Consider the following 18,259-nt stretch of genomic DNA (forward strand, 5'->3'; position numbering starts at 1 on the left):
TGAAATGAACATCAAAGAAAAAATTGTAGTGCTAAGAAACACTGAAGACGGAAGTTTTTTAAAGAGTTTCAAAAACAAAAAAGATGTACTTGCTTATAATGTGGAACTTACAGATAGCATTCAACTGGCATCATTTTTACCAGAAGAAGCTTACAACATACAAAAAGAAAAAATTGATAATTTGGCAGAAACGCTTGGGTGTGATGTTGTAGTTATCGAAGCATCATATGACCTAAAATTTATTGATGGCGAGGATGTTCCAGAGTTAACAAAAGAGCAAAAAGTTAAAAGTATGGTAAACGGAATGTTTGACGAAATTTTAAGAGGTAGTATCTAATGACAAATCAATTAGCACAAAACAACCACAACAGCTTTTTTAAATCGCCAGCAGTAAAAAACAGGATTGAGCAGGTTGTCGGCGCACGAGCCGAACAATTTACAACTAGCTTATTATCAATCATCAGCAATAATAACCTTCTAGCCAAAGCAACATCTGAGTCAATTATGGGAGCGGCTATGAAAGCAGCAGTGCTTAATTTACCAATCGAGCCTAGTCTTGGTTTTGCTTACGTGGTGCCGTACAACCGAAATTACAAGGATGGAAATCGTTGGATCACAGTAAACGAAGCGCAATTTCAAATCGGATATAGAGGACTTATACAGCTAGCTCAAAGAAGTGGACAAGTCCGAAATATTGAACACGGAATCATATACGAAGAGGAATTCCTTGGTTATGACAAGATTAGAGGGCAGTTGAAGCTAACGGGCGACTACGTTGACTCTGGTGTTGTAAAAGGCTACTTTGCAAGTTTAGAACTAATCAGCGGCTTTTACAAGATGATTTTCTGGCCGAAAGAAAAAGTGTACGAACATGCCAAAAAGTATTCTAAAACTTTTGATAAGAAAACAGGAGATTTTAAACCAGGAACGCCTTGGGCGACAGAATTTGATCCAATGGCTATCAAGACATTACTCAAGGAATTACTGAGCAAGTATGCCCCTCTTTCTGTTGAAATGCAGGATGCTCTAGAAGCGGATAACGCAGATTCAACGATTGTCATTCCAAAAGATGTCACACCACAAGAAACAAACAGCCTTGATGACTTAATCGGCACGCAGAACGAAAAAAAGGACGCTCCTAGCAATTTAAAAGATGTAATTAAAGATTTACATTCAGAACCAGAAAAAACGCTCACAGACGAAAATAAGACGGTTTTAGAAGACACCTCTTATCCAGCAGATGAGATTCCTGATTTTGACCAAGAAACAGGGGAAATTAAAGCTAGCGAAGGCAACTTATTTGATAACCTCGGAGACTTAATATGATTAAACTTGTAAAAATCGAAGGATATTATATTAATCCAGAATATGTTGTTGGCGTTTGGGAAAGATCTGCTTTAAATTTTGACAATTTAGATGAAAAAGTAGTGGTTGTTCAATTCGTTGGAGATAGGGAAAGAGAAGAGTTTGTCTTTTGCGATACACCTATTGATGAAGTAATTAAGAGGTTGCTAGATGACTAGTTTAGATTTACTCGGAAAGGATTATTATAGTCGTGAATCAGCTATCAGATACTGGTCTATTAGTCAGTACAAGCGTTTTAGAGAGTGCGAAGCGAGGGGGCTTGCTGAATTACAAGGGAATTGGACAGATACCAGAGATAACACTGCGCTGCTCGTCGGGAACTATGTCCACTCTTACTTTGAGAGTAAAGAAGCTCATGAAGAATTCAAAGCCCAAAACGGCTCTGAAATGATTTCGACCAGAGGAACGACAAAAGGTCAATTAAAAAAGGACTACTTAGTCGCTGAACAAATGATTGGCGCTCTTAAAAGTGACAGTAACTTTATGGCTATCTACCAAGGGGAAAAGGAGGCGGCAATCACAGGATTTCTTGGCGGTGTGGAATTTAAAGGTAAAATCGACTGCCTAAACGTCAAGCGTGGCTATTTTGTAGATATCAAAACAACAAAAGGGCCGATTGACGACACGATTTGGAATGGCGAAGAGCGTGTCAGATGGTTCGAGGCCTACGGATATATCTTGCAGATGGCCGCTTACAAAACCATGTTAGAAGCCAAATACAATAAACCGTTTGAACCGATTATTTACGCAGTTACTAAAGAGACACCACCAGATACAAGAGCCATCAGGATCCAAAATGTAGATGCTATGCAGATAGAGTTAGATAGCCTAGCACAAAGCATTAAGCGATTAGATGACGTTAAAAAAGGCATAGAAAAGCCTAAGCCTTGTGGAAAATGCGAATATTGCAGACAAAATAAATTGTCTGTAAGGGTAGAGATTTTTTAATAACCTATTGCAAAGTGAAGCTCGGCCTTTGCAAGTTTAAATTTTCCGAGCGAGAAAGGAAAGTTGGAATATCGTCAAGTCAACAGGATTGATGATATGAAGAATTGCTACACTCGTCCTTGCCAATGCTCACACACAATTTTAGGGCGAGTGTGGATTTTAAAAAGGTGAAAAATATGGAACAAATCAAAATTACAGGAACAGGAACAGCACTAATTTTAGATAGAGTAAACCGAATCTTTGCCATCTCTGGCAGTTTGACTATGCAATGGGATTTTATTAGTGATTTTAAAAAGATTGACGACGAACCGTCACTTGATGAAGATGGAGAGTTATTCGAAACAGCCTACGACCTCATTCTTGCAGCTAAACCCAAAACTAAAATCAATCTAACATCTTCATACTTTGCTAAAGAGCACAAGAAAGACATAGACGAAATCATAAAAGTATTCTCATTTATCGAAGATAACAAGAGAAATATCTTTGAAACCCTTGGCATTCGCGGGGTGCTTGAATGAGCAATCTAGTTTTATCGTTAGACATCTCAACATCTGGAACAGGGTGGGCCTTATTTAAAGGCTCAGATCTTATCCAGAGTGGTGTCTTAAAACATAAGAGTAAATCCTACTTTGAGCGCGGCCGCTATATGGCTAGTCAATTAAGGCTAATTCAGTCACGAGCATTAAAAAAATACGATTGCTGTTTTAGTACAATCGCAGTCGAAAAAAATTCAGTTATGGGACCTAACCAGCAATCCATGCTTAAAATCGGTATTGTTACAGGAATTATCTTAGGAAGATTAATAGCTGATAACGTCGCCTTTATAAATGTATCAACGTGGCGTAAGCACTGGAAGTTTAGCTACAAAGACCGCTCTAAAAAAGCGATGAAAGCACAATCGAAAGAAAAAGCTCTCGAATATTGCGGAAAAACAGTAAAAGATGATGAAGCGGATGCTATTTTGATTGGCTCATACTATGTCAATCAAGGCTATCTTGATGAATTGGAGACACATGACTACTACTAAAAAACACGTTGTGAGAGTTTACAACAAAGGTATTACAGCGACTTACGCGATCTATGACAAAAAACTGTTTAAGGAGCACGAGTTCGCAACCAAAAACGAAGCGATGCGGTTTATTAGACAGCTAGAGTTAGCTAATGATAAGCGAGCGACAGAATATTATTTGAGAGAGGTAGAGAAATGATACCAAATTTTAGAGGGTTTAACAAAAAAACTAAAAAAATGTATAGCATTGATGGCTTTAAATCAAGTGAACGCAAAATATACAGATGCAGCTTAGCAGATGATGAGTTTCGCTCTGGTCGCTTAGAGACGTTTCATTTTGTCGAGGATAACCTTGATGATTATATTCTCAGGCAATCAACAGGACTGTTTGATAAAAACGGCGTGGAGATTTTTGAGGGAGACGTCGTGAAATTACAATATACAATTACTAGTGATTTAGAATTTTTTAAAGTGAATCAATTCAGAGGTGGTTCTTGGCGCATTGACAATAGACGACGCGGATCAGATTTGTGGTTAAGAAACGAGGACTGCGAAGTTATCGGGAATATATATCAGAACAGCGACCTGATAGAAAGTGTGGAAGAATGACAACAGATGAATTATTGCAAAATTTACGTGATGACTTGAATAAAATAATTAATGTCCTAAAAAACGATTGGAAAGCACTATTGTTTCTTGCAATCGCAATATTTGGGATGATGGTAACCGTGTCGTATTTTAGCTATCGCGACGCACGACAATATTACGAGTCGCAAATCACAGGACTACGTACACAGCTAAGCAGGACACAAAAGCAGCTTAAACGTGCGAGTGAGCAAAATCAGAGACAGACAAAGCGGATTGCGGATTTAACGAATAACGGAGGGTAGGGTATGGATGAATTACACTGGCAGAACCCGATGGAAAGCTACGAAAATAACAGCACAGGTTATATCCACGGCAATGCTAAAGTTCATCTGTTTTTTGAATATGGCACTTCGGCTTGCAAAAGATACCTTCAAGATGTTGACTATTTTAATGATGTAGAAGTCGACGATGAAAATGAATGCTGCAAGAAATGCTGGAAGAAGTACATTGCACTTACTGGAAATGGGGGATAAGGATGAAAGTTAAGGATTTACATAAAGCGTTAGCTAAAGTTGACCCTGAGCTTGAAATTTGGATAAATGAAAAAGATGAAGGTGTTATCACCAAAGCCAAAAACGTGATGACTTGGAATAAGCATCCAAATAAGTTTTTTATAAATGCAGAAACACAATAGTGTTAACAGAGGTACAAAATGACAGAGCAAGAAATTAAAAATCTGCTTAATGATGGCAGAAACCTAGTGTCAGACGCAATTAGCAAGTGTTCCTTAACGACAAGCGAAGCTCCTTTATCTGCGGATGATAGCTTGATTGACAGTGCTTACGATTATATCATTCACGGCATCGGTGACGTTGATAAAATAGCTAAAAAAATAAGTGAGGTAGGTACAAAATGAAAAACGAAAATTTTTTAGGTTATGATCTAGCTGAACTATTAGAAGAAAAATTAGTAGGGAAACGACTTAAATCAATAGACGACGAAAAGATTGTACTTGCCGATGGGACAGTAATTAAAATTGAATTAAACGAGGGTTGCTGAGGTTGTGATAGCGGTTGGTCAGAATTAAACATCACGACAGAAAATCCCAACTTGGAATCAGCTGTAATGGGCGTTGAATACACAGAAAAATATCGTGCAAGCGATGATGAATTTAAAATTTTTGTCTACATGACAGACAATTCTGTTATTGAGATTTACGGATGTGATGGTGTTGGCAACGGATGTTATGGATATGGTTTCTGGGTTACTGTTAAGAATCCTGGTGATCTAATAGAATCTGAATTGGAGGACTAATGCTAACTACAAATCAAATACACAAACTGCTGGGAGTAAAAGAAGTCTACAAAGCGCCTGACACGTTGATAAAAATAATTTTAGACAAGGAAAAGCGCGAGGACTTATTCAGACAGTTTTTGAAATATGAAACAGATGTATCTTACGACTGGTTTATGCAATATTTTGAGGAAGAACAAGCTGACCGCAAAAATAAAAAGCAAGACTTTACTCCGCTAAGTGTATCTAAGTTACTGACTGGATTGGTAAGCGGGCACACATACCATGAGAGTGCAGTAGGCACAGGAGGAATCCTCATACAAGCATGGCAAAGACATAGGATATCATCAAATCCTTTTACCTATAAACCAAGCGATTATTGGTATCAAGTAGAGGAGTTATCTGATAGAGCATTACCGTTTTTACTCTTTAATATGTCTATAAGAGGGATAAATGGTGTGGTGGTGCATGGCGACTCTTTAACAAGACAAGTTAAAAACATTTATTTTTTGCAAAATACAAAAGACGACATGCTGAGTTTTAGTGATATTAACGTTATGCCAAGGACTCAAGATATTGAGCGAGAATTTAATGTCAAAGAGTGGATTGGTGATGGGATAGAACACATTGAAAATCCACTAATTGAATGGATATAACCAATAACGGTATCACGCACGTTCGACTCGTGCGGTTGGTATTGACCGAAATTGAAAAATAGAAACGAGGACCTCCTTACACCAAAACAAAATCTAACGCTGGTTATCGGTCACTGGCTATTATTTAAGGTGCTAATACTGACATCGTACGCCTGTGTCAAAATAAAAAAAGGAAGAGAGGGCTTTTCTCCACAAAACAAAAAGACGTCCACACGGAACGCCCCCTTGGTTAAATTTAAGCTTAAATAAATTATACCATATTGGGGGCTTTCATGACGTTTTTTCCTGAGATTGATATCCAAAAAACAAAATCCAATGCCAAGCGTAAATTGAGAGAGTATCCACGCTGGCGAAGGATAGCTAATGACGTAGATACTCAAAAAGTTACAGCTACTTACTCATTTGAGCCAAGACAACCGCATGGAGTTCCTAGCAAACCAGTTGAGAGACTAGCGCTAAATCGTGTGTCAGCAGAACAAGAGCTGGATGCGATTGAGAGAGCAGTCAACGGGATATTTGATCCAGAGTATAGATTGATACTGATTGACAAGTATTTGCTCACATATCCAAAGACTGATTGTGATATTTATACAAAACTTGGTTATGAAAAAAGCCAGTATTACAACATGCTAGATAATGCTTTATTGTCGTTCTCAGAGCTATATAAAGAGGGAATGTTGCTTGTCGAGAAATTGGAAAAAAGCTGGAATTAATATGGAATAATTATGTACTTTATATATAATTATTCATGTTATTATAGTACTATCAAAATAACAAGAAGAGATAACCTTTTAACCACTGGCTATTCATTTAGTCGCCAACTTTAACTACGATCAAACTTGTTATTTTATGGTATGTGGGACGTGCAGGTTCGAATCCTGCCGTCTCAATCAGCGCCCAGAAGAGGCGCGACCCAGTATCCCGAAAGGCAGTCACGCACTGATATACTGGTTTTTACTTGGTTGATAGTCATATTCCTACCAATGACGATTGGTAAAAAAGATACATAGATCGGCTGTATAGTCTACGTGTACGTATTCACAACAGATTGACTCATTTGATTAACCACAAGTAAAACAAGGGTCGCAACCTTGCTTGTGGTTAGTAGGGACAACGGTTGTAAGTCGGTTCGATTCCGACTGTTCCTGTTTGATAAATAGAAGTGTCCCAGAATGGGCTAGGCAATAGGCTTAGCATTCATTTGCTATTTATCTATGGCTAACCAATTAGTCATCACATTGTGGTGGCTTTTTATTGTGGGGTGAAAATGCTTAAATTAGACGAAAAGAAAATACGAAAAGGGAAACCAGTTGGACTTCCGTATCAAGGTAGTAAAAAGAAAATTAGTAAGAAAATAGTCGAAATTATTAAACAAAACTTTGATGCAGATAAACCCATATACGACGTTTTCGGCGGAGGCGGAGCGATTACTGCTGAGTGTGTGCTAAATGGTTTAGAAGTGCATTATAACGACTTAGACAACGATATAACAGATATGTTTCAGCGTGTGATTAGTCAAGATAGAGAATGGATAAAAACACTCATTATCAGTCGTGATGAATTTAACAAAATTAGGCAAAAAGAACCTAAGTCAGTTGATGATAATTTAAAATTGTTAGTAAATAGTTTTGGGAATGAATTAAGCAGTTATTTATACGGCGCAGACTGGTCTGATACGAAGTATGACTTAGCGGTTGAAATAATTAATAAGCACGATGTGTTTAGCGGGTACAAACAAACCGAAACGTATAAAAAAGCTGACAAGCCTTACGATGAAGGAGAGCTTGAAAAAAATAAAAAACTAACACAGTTAGAACAGTTACAACAGTTAGGACGGTTACAACAGTTAGAACAGTTACAACAGTTAGGACGGTTACAACAGTTAGAACCAACAAATTATAGTTACGAAGCATTTTCAGATATTGAAGGCGCTATTTTTTATCTTGATCCTCCATACGAAAATACCACGCAAAAAAGTTATAAAGGTGATTTTAACAGTCAAGCATTTTATGATTGGGCGTTTGGGATGTCTAAAAACAACATTGTTTTAATTTCTAGTTACGATATATCAGATGAACGTTTTGAATGCGTATATGAGTTTAAGACTGCAAGAAGCACCATGCAAGGTGGCGGAGCGGGTAAGAGAACTGAAAAACTGTTTATGGCAGTCATCACATAGTGGTGATTTTTTTGTTATGGTCCGCGACATGGTTACTTATTAGTTACAAACGTTGAAATTACAATGTTTCGATAGGTCAACGTCGTGGTTTTTTATTATGTAAAAAAGAACCACAACAGTGGCTCTTATGCTTGTAATTTTAATTCAAGCGCTTCAGTAAGAACTTGAGAAAAGTTGAGGTTTTTATCTTCTGCTGCGTCGTTTAACCATTCAGGGATAGTCACGTTTTTGCGGACTTTTTTGGAGTGATATTTTTTCATATAGGCAACCATATCGATGCCAATTAAAGCAATGTCGGAATCAGGATACTGTTCTTTTAAATCAGAAACGGCGCTAGCCTTTGGATAGTCAGTATAGTCTTCAAGGGCAAAACCTAAGACTTCGACAGCCATTTCATAAGCCTCTTGAAAGTCTTCACCTTGAGTAATTGCTTCAGGTACATCTGGAAATGTAACCATGATATAGTCTGTGTCTTGTGTAAATGTAGCTGGATAAATTAACATAATGATCCTCCTTTGATTACTGTGAGATAAGCACACCATCTGGCAAGCGGATTATTTTAAACCCGCCTGCTTTAGAATGGTATCTTCAAGACCTTTTCCGAGGTCTTTATTGTGCATTGGAACAATGGTTTGATGTCCGTTATTGTCTCGGAATTTTTTGTGACTTCCGTTTTGACTGACTTCGTAGAACCCATTCTTTTTTAGCAGTTTTATCATCTGCTTTGGGGTCATTGGCATATTGCTTACCTCACTTTCTATACTTATATTATACACATAAACAATGTAGATGTCAATGCAAAATACGCATAAAATACGCAAAAATTAGGAGATAACAAATGAGACCAAATAAGTATCCGTATAGTAAACCACAATGGGAAAAAGAAGTAAGTAATATATACGTTGATAACGGCTACACTATTCCATACACAACATTAGTTCATTATATTAATAGGCTAACTGGTGAGGTCAGGGTATGAGGCCACAGAAGTTAACTATCGCAGGTGGTAGACGTACAACAGTTGACTACGATGACAGATCAGCAGAGTATCGTGACTATAATCGTAATCGCTGGAAGTACGATAAACAAGCCAAACAGTTTTATAACTCAAGGATATGGAGAGAGACAAGTAAGCAAGTATTACTTCAGAACGATTACATCTGTGCTATGTGTGGTGGCGAAGCGACTATGACTGACCACATTGTATCAGTCAAACAAGATTGGAACAAAAGATTAGATTTGAATAACTTGCAAGCAAGCTGTAAAGCATGTAATGATAGCAAAGCGATAAGGGAAAGACGTAAAAACAATTACTAGAAAAACGGGTGTAAAAATTAACAACAGCACGTTAATATTCGGAAAATACCCCCTTCATTTTTAAACGGGGCTATATTGTTCGGAAACTTAAGAACGCGCCCTTTTCCGTGCAAAAAATTCCCTTTTTGAAATTTTTAAAACTGTAAAGTTCGTGTAAAGGAGGTCTTATGGGAAGAAATTTAAAGCTAGTCGAAACGACAAAAAAGCATCTTACGAAAGAAGAAAAAATAGTGCGAGAAACCGCGCAAAATAAGGCGTCTGACGGTCTTAAAAAGTTGCAAAAGACACCTCCTGAACACTTTAATAATGTAGCTAAGTACGAGTATAGGAGAATCATAGAAGACCTCCAAAACCTACCCCTAAGAAATCTCGATAGAGGGCTATTAGAGTTATATTGCACATGGTATGCTATCTACAAAGAAACAAGTAGAAAACTAGATGAGGTTGGTTATTTTACGAATGATCCAGACAAGGGCATTATTCCTAGTCCGCTTATTTTAACACTAGAAAAAGCCACAGCGAATATTAGAAGTAGCGCAAGTCAGCTTGGGTTGACTGTGGATAGTCGGATGAAAATGTTTATTCCTAAAGAAGAGGAAAAGCCTAAGAGTATTTTTGATAAATTTGGAGGATAAAAATGGAACGAGTTAAAGAATTTTCTGTTAAGCTATTAGAAAATGGTAAGTTTCCAATTGTTGAAATCAACGGTGAGAAAATAAATGGTATCACTAAATTAATTGTTAAGTATGATTCAGATGACGCCCAAAACAATCCGTTGGATAATGGTTTTTTAGTGGAGTATATTAGCGAAGAAGGTGGTCGGTATTATATGCAAACGATAGGCCAATCATTCCGTATAGGTTTGTAGGTGATAAAAGTGGAATACGATTATTCAGCAATCAGCGACATCTATAAAGATGACGCTTTTTATTATGCAAAAATGGTCGTTGACGAACAGATAAAATCAAGTAAGAAGGTATTTAGAGCTTGTTTAAGACATTTGAATGACCTCAAAAAAATAGATGGTGATAATTTTAAATTCATCTATTTACCAGAAAAAGCAGCTGATCCGATTAACTTTATTGAGATTTTGCCAGATGTAAAAACGGGGAAACCTTACCCGTTGGCGATGTTCCAGAAGTTTATTATTGGGAATTTATATGGATGGCGAAAGAAAACAGATCATTCCTTGAGACGTTTTAGAAAAGCTATGATTTCTGTTGCTCGTAAAAACGGTAAAACAATTCTGATAGCTGGTATCTTGCTTTACGAATTTTTGTTTGGCCATAACCCATCTATGAGCAGACAATTGTTTTGTACTGCAAATGATAGAACGCAGGCTAAAATCGCTTGGGATATGGCAAAGAAGCAGTTATCATCTCTCAGAGCGAAGGACGCTGATGTCAGAAAGGCTACAAAAATTGTCCGTGATGAGCTTAAAAACTTACATGACGAATCATATATCAGAGCACTTAGTCGAGATACTGGGGCTGTAGATGGATTTGAGCCTTATGTTGGCGTTTTGGATGAATTTGCAGCATCGAAGACGAATGAAATGTTAGAACTTTTAGAATCTGGTCAAGGTCAGCTTGATAACCCGTTTATCTTGATTATTTCGACGGCAGGGATGGATTTGAATGTCCCTATGCACACAATTGAGTATCCATACATCACTAAAATACTAGACGGAGAAATCACAGACGAGGGTTATTTTGGATATGTTGCAGAACAGGACAACGAAGAGGAAATTAAAGACGAATCAAACTGGATAAAATCAAATCCAATCCTTGAGGTTGAAGCTTTACATGATAAGCTAATGGATTACCTGAGAACGCGCCGTAGAGTGTCCCTTGAAACTGGTGAAATCAATAAAGTATTAATCAAAAACTTTAACATGTGGCGTCAGTCTAGCGAGGAATCTTACATTGATAAAACGACTTGGGAACTTGCTCGGATTGATAAGCCAGATACTAATAAGCGGAGAGTTTGGTTAGGTGTTGACGTTGGTCGTGTTAGCGACTTATTTGCTATCACACCAGTTGTTATGATGGATGATTTTTGGTATATCGACAGCTTTTCTTTTGTGGCTACCAAATATGGTTTAACTGCTAAAGAAAAGCGGGATGGCGTATCTTATAGCAATCTTGAACGCCAAGGTTATTGCGAGATAACCACCCTAGAAAGTGGTGTCATCGATGATGAACGTGTACTCGAAAAAATTGAAGAGATGGTCTACTCAAACGACTGGGAAATTAGTGGAATTTGTTTTGACCCTTATCAATTTGGAACATTACTTACAATGATTGAAAAAAGGCATCCAGAGTGGCCTCTGATTGAGGTTTCGCAGACGACAATGGTTTTGAACATGCCGACAAAACAATTTCGTGACGACCTCAAAAAAGGCAAAATAAAGCACTCTGGTAACCCTTTGCTAACCATGGCTGTTAACAATGCTTATATTAAAACTGATAATAATGGTATGAGGATTGATAAGAATAAGAATAGCAATAAGATTGACCCGCTTGATGCTGCTCTTGATGGCTACGCTGTTTGTTACTTAGAACCGTTCGATGGTTCTGGCTACTGGACAAATGAAAAAATAATAGGAGGAGAATCGCTGTTTTGATTGATTTTATTTTAAAAAACATACACACATTAATCTTGTTAGCTGGACTAGGTTTATTGATGTATGGGTTGTTTTTGTTTGGTGATAAAGTCGGTTTTATTGCCAGTGGTCTTATTTTAATTGTTTTAGCTATCTATGTAGATAGCGTAGGAGGAAAACGTGAATAAACGCATTAAGAAAAAACGAAAATTGGAAACAGCTATTGTGTTGCTAATTAAAGAAGTCGCCGAATTACGATCCATCGTGTCAGCAAATGCCAAAGCTACAAATAACGAGCTTGCAGCAGTTAAATCAGCGATACTAGACAATCAAGTAGCCATCAAGTCAATTGGTGATGAGGTTGGTCACATCAAGCAAAATTATAAGCGCAAGTGGCGGAAATAGATGTTAATGGTTTAGAAAGGAGGTGAGAAATCGATGAGTTTTTTCCGACCTTTGGGCAGTTCAAAGGTGTCCTACGATGACTATATATCATCTGTTTTAGCTGGTGATGTCTCTCAAAAATACTTAGGGGTGTCGGCTTTGAAGAATAGCGATATTTTAACAGCAACGTCTATTATAGCTGGGGATATTGCTAGGTTCCCGCTTGTTAAAAAGGATGTTAATGGGGACATTATCCATGATGAGGATATTAATTATCTTTTAAATGTTAAATCTACAAAAAATGCGAGCGCCAGGACATGGAAATTTGCTATGGCAGTAAATGCCATTTTGACTGGTAATTCTTTTTCGCGTATTTTGAGAGATCCAAAGACTAATCAAGCTTTGCAATTCCAATTTTACAGGCCATCAGAAACAACAGTAGAGGAAACGGATAGTCACGAAATCATCTACACTTTTACTGATACGTTAACAGCAAAACAGGTTAAATGCTTTGCTCATGATGTTGTACACTGGAAGTTTTTTAGCCACGACACAATCCTTGGCAGGTCTCCGCTATTGTCTTTAGGAGATGAGATTGATTTGCAAACAGGTGGTATCAATACCTTAATTAAATTCTTTAAAGATGGATTTTCTAGCGGTATCTTAACTATGAAAGGTGCTCAATTAAGCGGAGACGCACGGCAGCGAGCACGTCAAGAGTTTGAGAAAATGCGCGAGGGTTCGGTCGGTGGCAGTCCATTGGTGTTTGATAGTACCATGGAATACACGCCGCTTGAAATTGATACTAACGTATTGCAATTAATCACTAGTAACAATTTTTCCACGGCCCAAATCGCAAAAGCTTTGCGGGTTCCTAGTTACAAGCTTGGTGTTAATAGCCCTAATCAATCTGTAGCTCAACTGATGGAGGACTATGTCACAAACGACTTGCCTTTTTATTTTGACGCGATTACAAGCGAATTAGGTCTTAAAACGTTAAATGATAAAGATAGACGTCTCTATCGTATTGAATTTGATACACGTAGCGTTACAGGCCGTAATGTTGATGAGATTGTCAAATTGGTTAACAATCAAATACTGACACCTAACCAAGGCCTTATTGAGTTAGGTAAGCAGAAATCTACAGATCCTAATATGGATAGGTACCAATCGAGTCTAAACTATGTCTTTTTGGATAAAAAAGAAGAATATCAGGACAAGGTTGGTATCAAAGGGAAAGGAGGTGAGGTAAATGCCAAAGAGGATAAATCTTAAAGGCCCACTTATTGCAAATAATTCGCAAGAAGTTTATGACTACTATGGAATGGAAGCGACTAGTGCCAAAAGCATTATTAACCAATTGCCAGAAGATAGCAGTGATATTATTTTGGAAGTTAATTCAAACGGTGGTCTTGTTACAGTAGGGAGTGAAGTCTATACCGCTTTGCGAAATTACAAAGGAAAAGTAACTGCAGAAATTACTGGCATGGCTGCAAGTGCAGCATCCGTTGCAGTTATGGGAGCAGATAAAGTTGTCATGAGTCCAACAGCACAGATGATGGTACACAAGGCATTGTTTAATTGGGTAGCTGGTAATAGCGATGACTTAGATAAGGCTTCTAATGCTTTGAAATCAAGCGATAAAGCTATTGTTAATGCTTACGTTGCGAAAACAGGCTTACCAGAAGACGAAATCATGGAACTAATGAAAAATGAAACCTTTATGTCGGCTCAAGACGCTGTTGAAAAAGGTTTTGCTGATGAAGTGATGTCTTTTGAAGCGGTGGCCAGCATCGATAACCAAATGTTGCCACAAGCTGTTATTGACGACTATTACGCAAACAGAAGTAAGCGCAAGCAAGAGATTGGCAATATGTTGCTAGAAATTGAAAAAGAAGAAATTTTACAAGGGCTATGAGCTCTTTTTTATTGGAGGAATTTATGTTCGAAGAAAAAATCAAAGAAATTAAAGCGACTATCGCTAGTTTAAACCAAGCGATTGCTACGAAAACAACAGAAGTAAAAAATGCTTTGGAATCAGATGACCTTGAAACTGCTCGCTCAATTAAAGCAGAAATTGAAGAAGCTAAAGCAAACCTAGCAGAAGCAGAAAATGACTTGAAATTGTATGAAGCTAGCATTGAAAAAGGCGGTGCAGAAAATACTGGAGGAAAAGAAGTGCCACAAGAAACTAAAACATACCGCGAAAGCGTTAATGAGTTTATCCGTTCAAAAGGAACAGTAACTAACGAAGCTTTGCGTTTCGAAGGGAAAGACGAGGTTCTTATCCCACTTAACCAAACGACTCCTGTAAATCCTAAAACGGACGGTGTTAAGAAAACAGATGTGAAACCTGTTTCTAGTGAAGAAATCTTATACACACCAGCTCGTGAGATTAAAACAGTCGTTGATTTGAAGCAATTTACTAGCATTCACCTAGCTAAAAAAGCATCAGGTAAATGGCCAGTGTTACAACGTGCGACTGAAAAAATGATTAGCGTTGAAGAATTGGAAAAAAATCCAAAGCTTGCTAAACCAAAATTTAAAGACGTAGAGTGGAAAGTCGAGACTTACCGCGGAGCTATCCCGTTGTCTCAAGAGTCAATTGACGATGCAGATGTTGATTTAGTTGGAATTGTTGCCGAGACAATCGGTCAAATGAAAGTTAATACAACAAACGACGCTATCGCAACAGTTCTCAAAAAATTTGAAGCTAAGACAGTAAAAAACTTGGATGAAATCAAGAAGCTTCTCAACGTTGAATTAGATCCTGCTTACAATGTGTCATTTATTGTATCTCAAAGCTTTTATCAAACAATGGATACACTAAAAGATAAGAATGGTCGTTATCTACTCCAAGACTCAATCACTTCTGTTTCTGGGAAAGTATTCCTTGGAAAACCTGTTTTTGTACTAGCTGATGAAGTTTTAGGTAAAGACACAGCCTTTATTGGAGATTTTAAGCGTGGTGTATTATTCGCAGATCGCAAAGACTTAGGTTTGCGTTGGGTCGATAATGACATTTACGGTCAATTCTTGCAAGCAGTACTTCGATTTGGTGTCGCTAAGGTAGATGACAAAGCTGGCTACTATGTGACATTCAAGCCAGAACAATTGCCCTTATAAGGCCACTGAAGAAGTGGCGAAACCAACTAGTAAGAGCACTGTCGAGGACATTAAGCGCTATTTAACAAGCAAGGGAATTGACTTTAGTGGCAAGACCTTGAAATCAGATTTGCTTGCATTAGCAGGCGTTGAAGAGGTATAGCTATGGCTGTATCGAAAGAGCTATTAGACAGTGTAAAACTCTATTGTAAAATTGACTTTGATTTTGAAGACGACATCATCAAAGAAATGATTGAATCTGCTCAAGAACAAATCTGTTTTGCAATAGAAGATGAGTCAACTCCTAAAATGTTTGAAGGTCACGCTAAATTTGCTTTAGCTGTCAAAAAGCAAGTCAAGGAGGAGTACGACCATCGCGGTTTGTCTGCGGATAGTTTTCGCTATCCGTTGGCAAATGGCGTTTTAAATATCATCCATCAATTACGATTGCGGGGTGATGATTCATGATTACACGCAAAATGAACACAAGGATAACGATTTTCAGCCAGTCGGGTGGTCAGAATGACGATGGCGAAGTTGTATCTGCTATCAGAAAAGACTTATATACCTGTTGGGCAGAAGTATTGAAAACGCAGTTAAGAGACTTTAATTACCAATCAAAGTTTCAAAACGCTAGCAATCTGCCGACAAATAAGGATACAAAAGTTTTTTTAATTAGGTATAACCCTGAATTATCCATAGATAACACGATGTTTGTTGAGTTTGACAAGCGCATTTATAAGATAGATAAAATCGAATCTGACGAATCTGGCAAAGATATCACCATGATAAGTGGAGTAAGCATGTCATGACAAAGGGTTTAGATGAAATATTAGCTAATCTGACAAAGCTTGAAGTAAAAGCCCCAAAAACCGCAAAAGCTGCCGTGACTAAGGTTGCGAAAGAATTTGAGAAGACCCTCAAATCAAATACCCCTGTTTATGAGATTGAAACAGATGAGCGGCTACAAGAAGATACAGTTATCAGCGGTTTTAAAGGCGCTAATGCTGGGATTGTATCTAAGGAAATCGGTTACGGTAAAGCCACAGGTTGGCGTGCGCATTATCCAAATGATGGTACGATTTACCAACAAGGACAAGACTTTAAGGAAAAGACGATTAATCAGATGACATCAAGGGCTAGACAAATCTATGCTGAAAAAGTCAAGGAGGGACTAGGACTTTGATTGCTGAAACAGCAGCTTATAAATTATTAAGTAACGATAAGACGCTAAATGAGCTGTTGGATAGGCTCAGAGGCGGTACTTTTAAAAATGGATTTAAACAAGGAATATTTACATATGATATCCCAGATAATCCAGTTGACTTGCGAAAGGTAGAACTAGCACCGTTTATGCGTATCAAAACAACGTTAGATGGTCCTACCGATTATGCTGATGACGAGATACTTTGTAATGAGCAACGTATCACCATCAATTTTTGGTGCAAAACAGCTTCAGAAGCTGACCAAATTAGCAAATGTATAGATGATATTTTAAAAAAAGGCGGTTTTGAAAGATACACCGCAAACGAAAAACCAAGGTATAAAGATAGCGATATTGACTTACTCATGAATGTAAGGAAATACCGCTATTTTGATTTTTATTAAAAAGAAAGAGGACAAAATGGGAAAAGTAAAATTTGGACTACGTGATTTTTACTATGGAGTACTAGACGGAAATGACAAGGTTACAAAAGCAGAGAGTATAAAGCATTTGCCGGGAATGAAATCCGCAAAACTTGATATTACCAATGAATTGGTCACTGTGCCAGCAGACGATGGACCTTACGTTGTATTATCAGGTGGAATCAGCGAGACAAAACTTGAAATCGAGTTGTTAGATTTAACATCAGATGCACGCAAAGATTTCTTTGGAATCACAGTAGAAAAAGGTGTTGAGAAGTACAACAAAAACCTAACGCCAAATGACATTGTTTGTTTATTTAGGACTAGCGATGAAAACGGTAAGGCGATTTGGATTGCGTTGCTTAAAGGGAAATTTAATCTTCCGGGAATGGAGGCACAAACAAAAGAAGGCGCACCTGATCCGAAACCAGATACTACAACGGGTAACTTTGTTGCCCGCGGACCAAAAGAAGAAGTGCTTTTAGTTGGACGCGAGGGTAATAGCGGTTTTGATTTGAATGAATTTTTAAAATGTGTATTTGTCGGCTGCGTTGATACAGAAATCAAAAAAATACCAATTGCGAAACAAGCAGGTGAGGTTATGTAATTTTTAAGGTCGCAGCTTAAATGTGACCTTTTATTTTTGATAAGGAGTAGATATGTACGAAATTACCTTAAAAAAAGGCGGTGTTGATAAGGAATTTAAAAAAGACTTCATCAACGTCGAAGATAATTTGTTGGCTGTTGAGCATCAAGTTAGACAAAGCGCTGTGTTTAGCGATGAGAAAAGACGCTTAGATTCTAAAGCGCATAGAAAACTTAACGAATCTTACTTGCAAATGTTTGTTGATATGTACGCAGGTCAATTTACAGTCGATGATCTTAAGCTATCCGACATGAGTGTTTTAGACACGCTTAACGACCTTTATATTGCCGCGCTCGGAGGAGAAGAAGAGGAAGGTGAAACCGAAAAAAAGGAACAATAACCCCTCAAGAAGCCAAAGATAATTTGCTGATGTGGGTACAAAGTCTATTAAAGAATGGCTATACGATTTTAGATATTAAAAAAATGCGCTTATCAGACATCGAATTGATGGTACAAGCACTAGAAATTGAAACTGTCGAAAAAGAAGAAGTGATTGAAACGACCTTGGATAAGGCATTCCCATTCCTTTTCGGCTAGA

Annotated in this window: 36 protein-coding genes; 34 read left to right on the forward strand and 2 right to left on the reverse strand. The window is 37.7% G+C overall.

Annotated features, from left to right (window positions below):
- The first annotated feature begins 4 nt into the window (after window positions 1–4).
- The 17 genes from B6D67_RS02915 (at window position 5) to B6D67_RS02985 (ending at window position 8,038) form a co-directional block, all read left to right on the forward strand.
- Window positions 5–337 (forward strand): hypothetical protein, encoded by a 333-nt coding sequence (locus B6D67_RS02915; RefSeq protein WP_010922475.1) that lies wholly within the window; start codon window positions 5–7, stop codon window positions 335–337.
- On the forward strand, window positions 337–1,326 hold the full coding sequence (locus B6D67_RS02920) for a recombinase RecT (protein WP_010922474.1): 990 nt from the start codon (window positions 337–339) through the stop codon (window positions 1,324–1,326). Before B6D67_RS02915 ends, B6D67_RS02920 begins: the two co-directional genes overlap by 1 nt.
- Entirely contained in the window at window positions 1,323–1,523 is a 201-nt protein-coding gene (locus B6D67_RS02925) for a hypothetical protein (protein WP_010922473.1), read from the forward strand. The genes B6D67_RS02920 and B6D67_RS02925 overlap by 4 nt, the downstream gene beginning before the upstream one ends.
- Window positions 1,516–2,313, forward strand: a complete 798-nt coding sequence (locus B6D67_RS02930; protein WP_020837672.1) for a PD-(D/E)XK nuclease-like domain-containing protein — start codon at window positions 1,516–1,518, stop codon at window positions 2,311–2,313. The genes B6D67_RS02925 and B6D67_RS02930 overlap by 8 nt, the downstream gene beginning before the upstream one ends.
- A gap of 176 nt (window positions 2,314–2,489) precedes the next feature.
- A complete protein-coding gene (locus B6D67_RS02935) occupies window positions 2,490–2,831 on the forward strand; it encodes a hypothetical protein (protein ID WP_020837403.1) in 342 nt (113 codons plus the stop codon).
- Window positions 2,828–3,340, forward strand: coding sequence for a RuvC family protein (locus B6D67_RS02940; RefSeq protein WP_029714370.1), 513 nt, complete (start codon window positions 2,828–2,830; stop codon window positions 3,338–3,340). Before B6D67_RS02935 ends, B6D67_RS02940 begins: the two co-directional genes overlap by 4 nt.
- Window positions 3,327–3,521, forward strand: coding sequence for a hypothetical protein (locus B6D67_RS02945; protein WP_002990061.1), 195 nt, complete (start codon window positions 3,327–3,329; stop codon window positions 3,519–3,521). Before B6D67_RS02940 ends, B6D67_RS02945 begins: the two co-directional genes overlap by 14 nt.
- Window positions 3,518–3,931, forward strand: coding sequence for a YopX family protein (locus B6D67_RS02950; RefSeq protein WP_020837669.1), 414 nt, complete (start codon window positions 3,518–3,520; stop codon window positions 3,929–3,931). The genes B6D67_RS02945 and B6D67_RS02950 overlap by 4 nt, the downstream gene beginning before the upstream one ends.
- Window positions 3,928–4,212, forward strand: a complete 285-nt coding sequence (locus tag B6D67_RS02955) for a hypothetical protein (RefSeq protein ID WP_029714366.1) — start codon at window positions 3,928–3,930, stop codon at window positions 4,210–4,212. Before B6D67_RS02950 ends, B6D67_RS02955 begins: the two co-directional genes overlap by 4 nt.
- Window positions 4,213–4,215: 3 nt before the next feature.
- Window positions 4,216–4,443 (forward strand): hypothetical protein, encoded by a 228-nt coding sequence (locus tag B6D67_RS02960; RefSeq protein WP_029714365.1) that lies wholly within the window; start codon window positions 4,216–4,218, stop codon window positions 4,441–4,443.
- Between the two features lie 2 nt (window positions 4,444–4,445).
- Window positions 4,446–4,604, forward strand: coding sequence for a hypothetical protein (locus B6D67_RS10195; RefSeq protein ID WP_164875335.1), 159 nt, complete (start codon window positions 4,446–4,448; stop codon window positions 4,602–4,604).
- A gap of 18 nt (window positions 4,605–4,622) precedes the next feature.
- Window positions 4,623–4,826, forward strand: a complete 204-nt coding sequence (locus B6D67_RS02965) for a hypothetical protein (protein WP_029714363.1) — start codon at window positions 4,623–4,625, stop codon at window positions 4,824–4,826.
- Complete coding sequence (locus B6D67_RS10380) at window positions 4,823–4,969, forward strand: hypothetical protein (RefSeq protein ID WP_228549911.1); 147 nt, start codon at window positions 4,823–4,825, stop codon at window positions 4,967–4,969. The genes B6D67_RS02965 and B6D67_RS10380 overlap by 4 nt, the downstream gene beginning before the upstream one ends.
- 66 nt (window positions 4,970–5,035) lie before the next feature.
- Window positions 5,036–5,224 (forward strand): hypothetical protein, encoded by a 189-nt coding sequence (locus B6D67_RS10385; RefSeq protein ID WP_227877802.1) that lies wholly within the window; start codon window positions 5,036–5,038, stop codon window positions 5,222–5,224.
- On the forward strand, window positions 5,224–5,859 hold the full coding sequence (locus B6D67_RS02975) for an N-6 DNA methylase (RefSeq protein WP_046735274.1): 636 nt from the start codon (window positions 5,224–5,226) through the stop codon (window positions 5,857–5,859). Before B6D67_RS10385 ends, B6D67_RS02975 begins: the two co-directional genes overlap by 1 nt.
- Window positions 5,860–6,131: 272 nt before the next feature.
- Window positions 6,132–6,572, forward strand: a complete 441-nt coding sequence (locus tag B6D67_RS02980; RefSeq protein WP_011017866.1) for an ArpU family phage packaging/lysis transcriptional regulator — start codon at window positions 6,132–6,134, stop codon at window positions 6,570–6,572.
- 554 nt (window positions 6,573–7,126) lie between these two features.
- On the forward strand, window positions 7,127–8,038 hold the full coding sequence (locus tag B6D67_RS02985) for a DNA adenine methylase (RefSeq protein WP_029714361.1): 912 nt from the start codon (window positions 7,127–7,129) through the stop codon (window positions 8,036–8,038).
- Window positions 8,039–8,163: 125 nt separating this feature from the next.
- Here the strand turns inward: B6D67_RS02985 and B6D67_RS02990 are convergent, their stop codons facing one another.
- Together B6D67_RS02990 and B6D67_RS02995 are read right to left on the reverse strand one after the other, a co-directional pair.
- Window positions 8,164–8,541: a type II toxin-antitoxin system HicB family antitoxin gene (locus B6D67_RS02990; protein ID WP_002987543.1), complete on the reverse strand. Its 378-nt coding sequence runs from the start codon at window positions 8,539–8,541 to the stop codon at window positions 8,164–8,166.
- Window positions 8,542–8,592: 51 nt separating this feature from the next.
- A complete protein-coding gene (locus tag B6D67_RS02995; protein ID WP_001132273.1) occupies window positions 8,593–8,778 on the reverse strand; it encodes a type II toxin-antitoxin system HicA family toxin in 186 nt (61 codons plus the stop codon).
- A gap of 235 nt (window positions 8,779–9,013) precedes the next feature.
- On the opposite strand from B6D67_RS02995, the gene B6D67_RS03000 reads away from it, so the two are divergent.
- The 17 genes from B6D67_RS03000 to B6D67_RS10205 all read left to right on the forward strand — a co-directional run bounded on the left by B6D67_RS03000 (window position 9,014) and on the right by B6D67_RS10205 (window position 18,258).
- Window positions 9,014–9,355 carry an HNH endonuclease gene (locus B6D67_RS03000; RefSeq protein WP_029714359.1) on the forward strand — a complete coding sequence of 114 codons (342 nt, stop codon included), beginning with the start codon at window positions 9,014–9,016 and terminating at the stop codon, window positions 9,353–9,355.
- Between the two features lie 167 nt (window positions 9,356–9,522).
- Window positions 9,523–9,990 carry a phage terminase small subunit P27 family gene (locus tag B6D67_RS03005; protein WP_002985371.1) on the forward strand — a complete coding sequence of 156 codons (468 nt, stop codon included), beginning with the start codon at window positions 9,523–9,525 and terminating at the stop codon, window positions 9,988–9,990.
- Window positions 9,991–9,992: 2 nt separating this feature from the next.
- Window positions 9,993–10,223 carry a hypothetical protein gene (locus B6D67_RS03010; protein WP_002985368.1) on the forward strand — a complete coding sequence of 77 codons (231 nt, stop codon included), beginning with the start codon at window positions 9,993–9,995 and terminating at the stop codon, window positions 10,221–10,223.
- Between the two features lie 3 nt (window positions 10,224–10,226).
- Window positions 10,227–11,981, forward strand: coding sequence for a terminase large subunit (locus B6D67_RS03015; protein ID WP_029714357.1), 1,755 nt, complete (start codon window positions 10,227–10,229; stop codon window positions 11,979–11,981).
- Window positions 11,978–12,148, forward strand: coding sequence for a hypothetical protein (locus B6D67_RS10200; protein WP_002985365.1), 171 nt, complete (start codon window positions 11,978–11,980; stop codon window positions 12,146–12,148). Before B6D67_RS03015 ends, B6D67_RS10200 begins: the two co-directional genes overlap by 4 nt.
- A complete protein-coding gene (locus B6D67_RS03020; RefSeq protein ID WP_002985363.1) occupies window positions 12,141–12,365 on the forward strand; it encodes a hypothetical protein in 225 nt (74 codons plus the stop codon). The genes B6D67_RS10200 and B6D67_RS03020 overlap by 8 nt, the downstream gene beginning before the upstream one ends.
- A 33-nt stretch (window positions 12,366–12,398) precedes the next feature.
- Window positions 12,399–13,619: a phage portal protein gene (locus B6D67_RS03025; protein ID WP_011017578.1), complete on the forward strand. Its 1,221-nt coding sequence runs from the start codon at window positions 12,399–12,401 to the stop codon at window positions 13,617–13,619.
- The gene (locus tag B6D67_RS03030) at window positions 13,597–14,262 is read left to right on the forward strand and encodes a head maturation protease, ClpP-related (protein ID WP_029714356.1); all 666 of its coding nucleotides are present in this window, start codon (window positions 13,597–13,599) and stop codon (window positions 14,260–14,262) included. The genes B6D67_RS03025 and B6D67_RS03030 overlap by 23 nt, the downstream gene beginning before the upstream one ends.
- A gap of 23 nt (window positions 14,263–14,285) precedes the next feature.
- Complete coding sequence (locus B6D67_RS03035) at window positions 14,286–15,470, forward strand: phage major capsid protein (RefSeq protein ID WP_029714355.1); 1,185 nt, start codon at window positions 14,286–14,288, stop codon at window positions 15,468–15,470.
- A 13-nt stretch (window positions 15,471–15,483) separates the two neighbouring features.
- Window positions 15,484–15,612: a hypothetical protein gene (locus B6D67_RS10500; RefSeq protein WP_021341089.1), complete on the forward strand. Its 129-nt coding sequence runs from the start codon at window positions 15,484–15,486 to the stop codon at window positions 15,610–15,612.
- 2 nt (window positions 15,613–15,614) lie between these two features.
- A complete protein-coding gene (locus tag B6D67_RS03040) occupies window positions 15,615–15,917 on the forward strand; it encodes a head-tail connector protein (RefSeq protein ID WP_021341088.1) in 303 nt (100 codons plus the stop codon).
- Window positions 15,914–16,261 (forward strand): phage head closure protein, encoded by a 348-nt coding sequence (locus tag B6D67_RS03045; RefSeq protein ID WP_029714354.1) that lies wholly within the window; start codon window positions 15,914–15,916, stop codon window positions 16,259–16,261. The genes B6D67_RS03040 and B6D67_RS03045 overlap by 4 nt, the downstream gene beginning before the upstream one ends.
- Window positions 16,258–16,635, forward strand: a complete 378-nt coding sequence (locus B6D67_RS03050) for an HK97-gp10 family putative phage morphogenesis protein (protein ID WP_021340627.1) — start codon at window positions 16,258–16,260, stop codon at window positions 16,633–16,635. The genes B6D67_RS03045 and B6D67_RS03050 overlap by 4 nt, the downstream gene beginning before the upstream one ends.
- On the forward strand, window positions 16,632–17,057 hold the full coding sequence (locus B6D67_RS03055) for a hypothetical protein (RefSeq protein WP_002985347.1): 426 nt from the start codon (window positions 16,632–16,634) through the stop codon (window positions 17,055–17,057). Before B6D67_RS03050 ends, B6D67_RS03055 begins: the two co-directional genes overlap by 4 nt.
- Window positions 17,058–17,073: 16 nt before the next feature.
- Entirely contained in the window at window positions 17,074–17,682 is a 609-nt protein-coding gene (locus tag B6D67_RS03060) for a major tail protein (RefSeq protein WP_014411858.1), read from the forward strand.
- A 52-nt stretch (window positions 17,683–17,734) separates the two neighbouring features.
- Window positions 17,735–18,061 (forward strand): phage tail assembly chaperone G, encoded by a 327-nt coding sequence (gene gpG / locus B6D67_RS03065; protein WP_014411857.1) that lies wholly within the window; start codon window positions 17,735–17,737, stop codon window positions 18,059–18,061.
- A gap of 29 nt (window positions 18,062–18,090) precedes the next feature.
- Complete coding sequence (locus B6D67_RS10205; protein ID WP_014411856.1) at window positions 18,091–18,258, forward strand: hypothetical protein; 168 nt, start codon at window positions 18,091–18,093, stop codon at window positions 18,256–18,258.
- The last annotated feature ends 1 nt before the right edge of the window (window position 18,259 follow it).

This window comes from Streptococcus pyogenes, from assembly GCF_002055535.1.
Classification (GTDB): Bacteria; Bacillota; Bacilli; order Lactobacillales; family Streptococcaceae; genus Streptococcus; species Streptococcus pyogenes.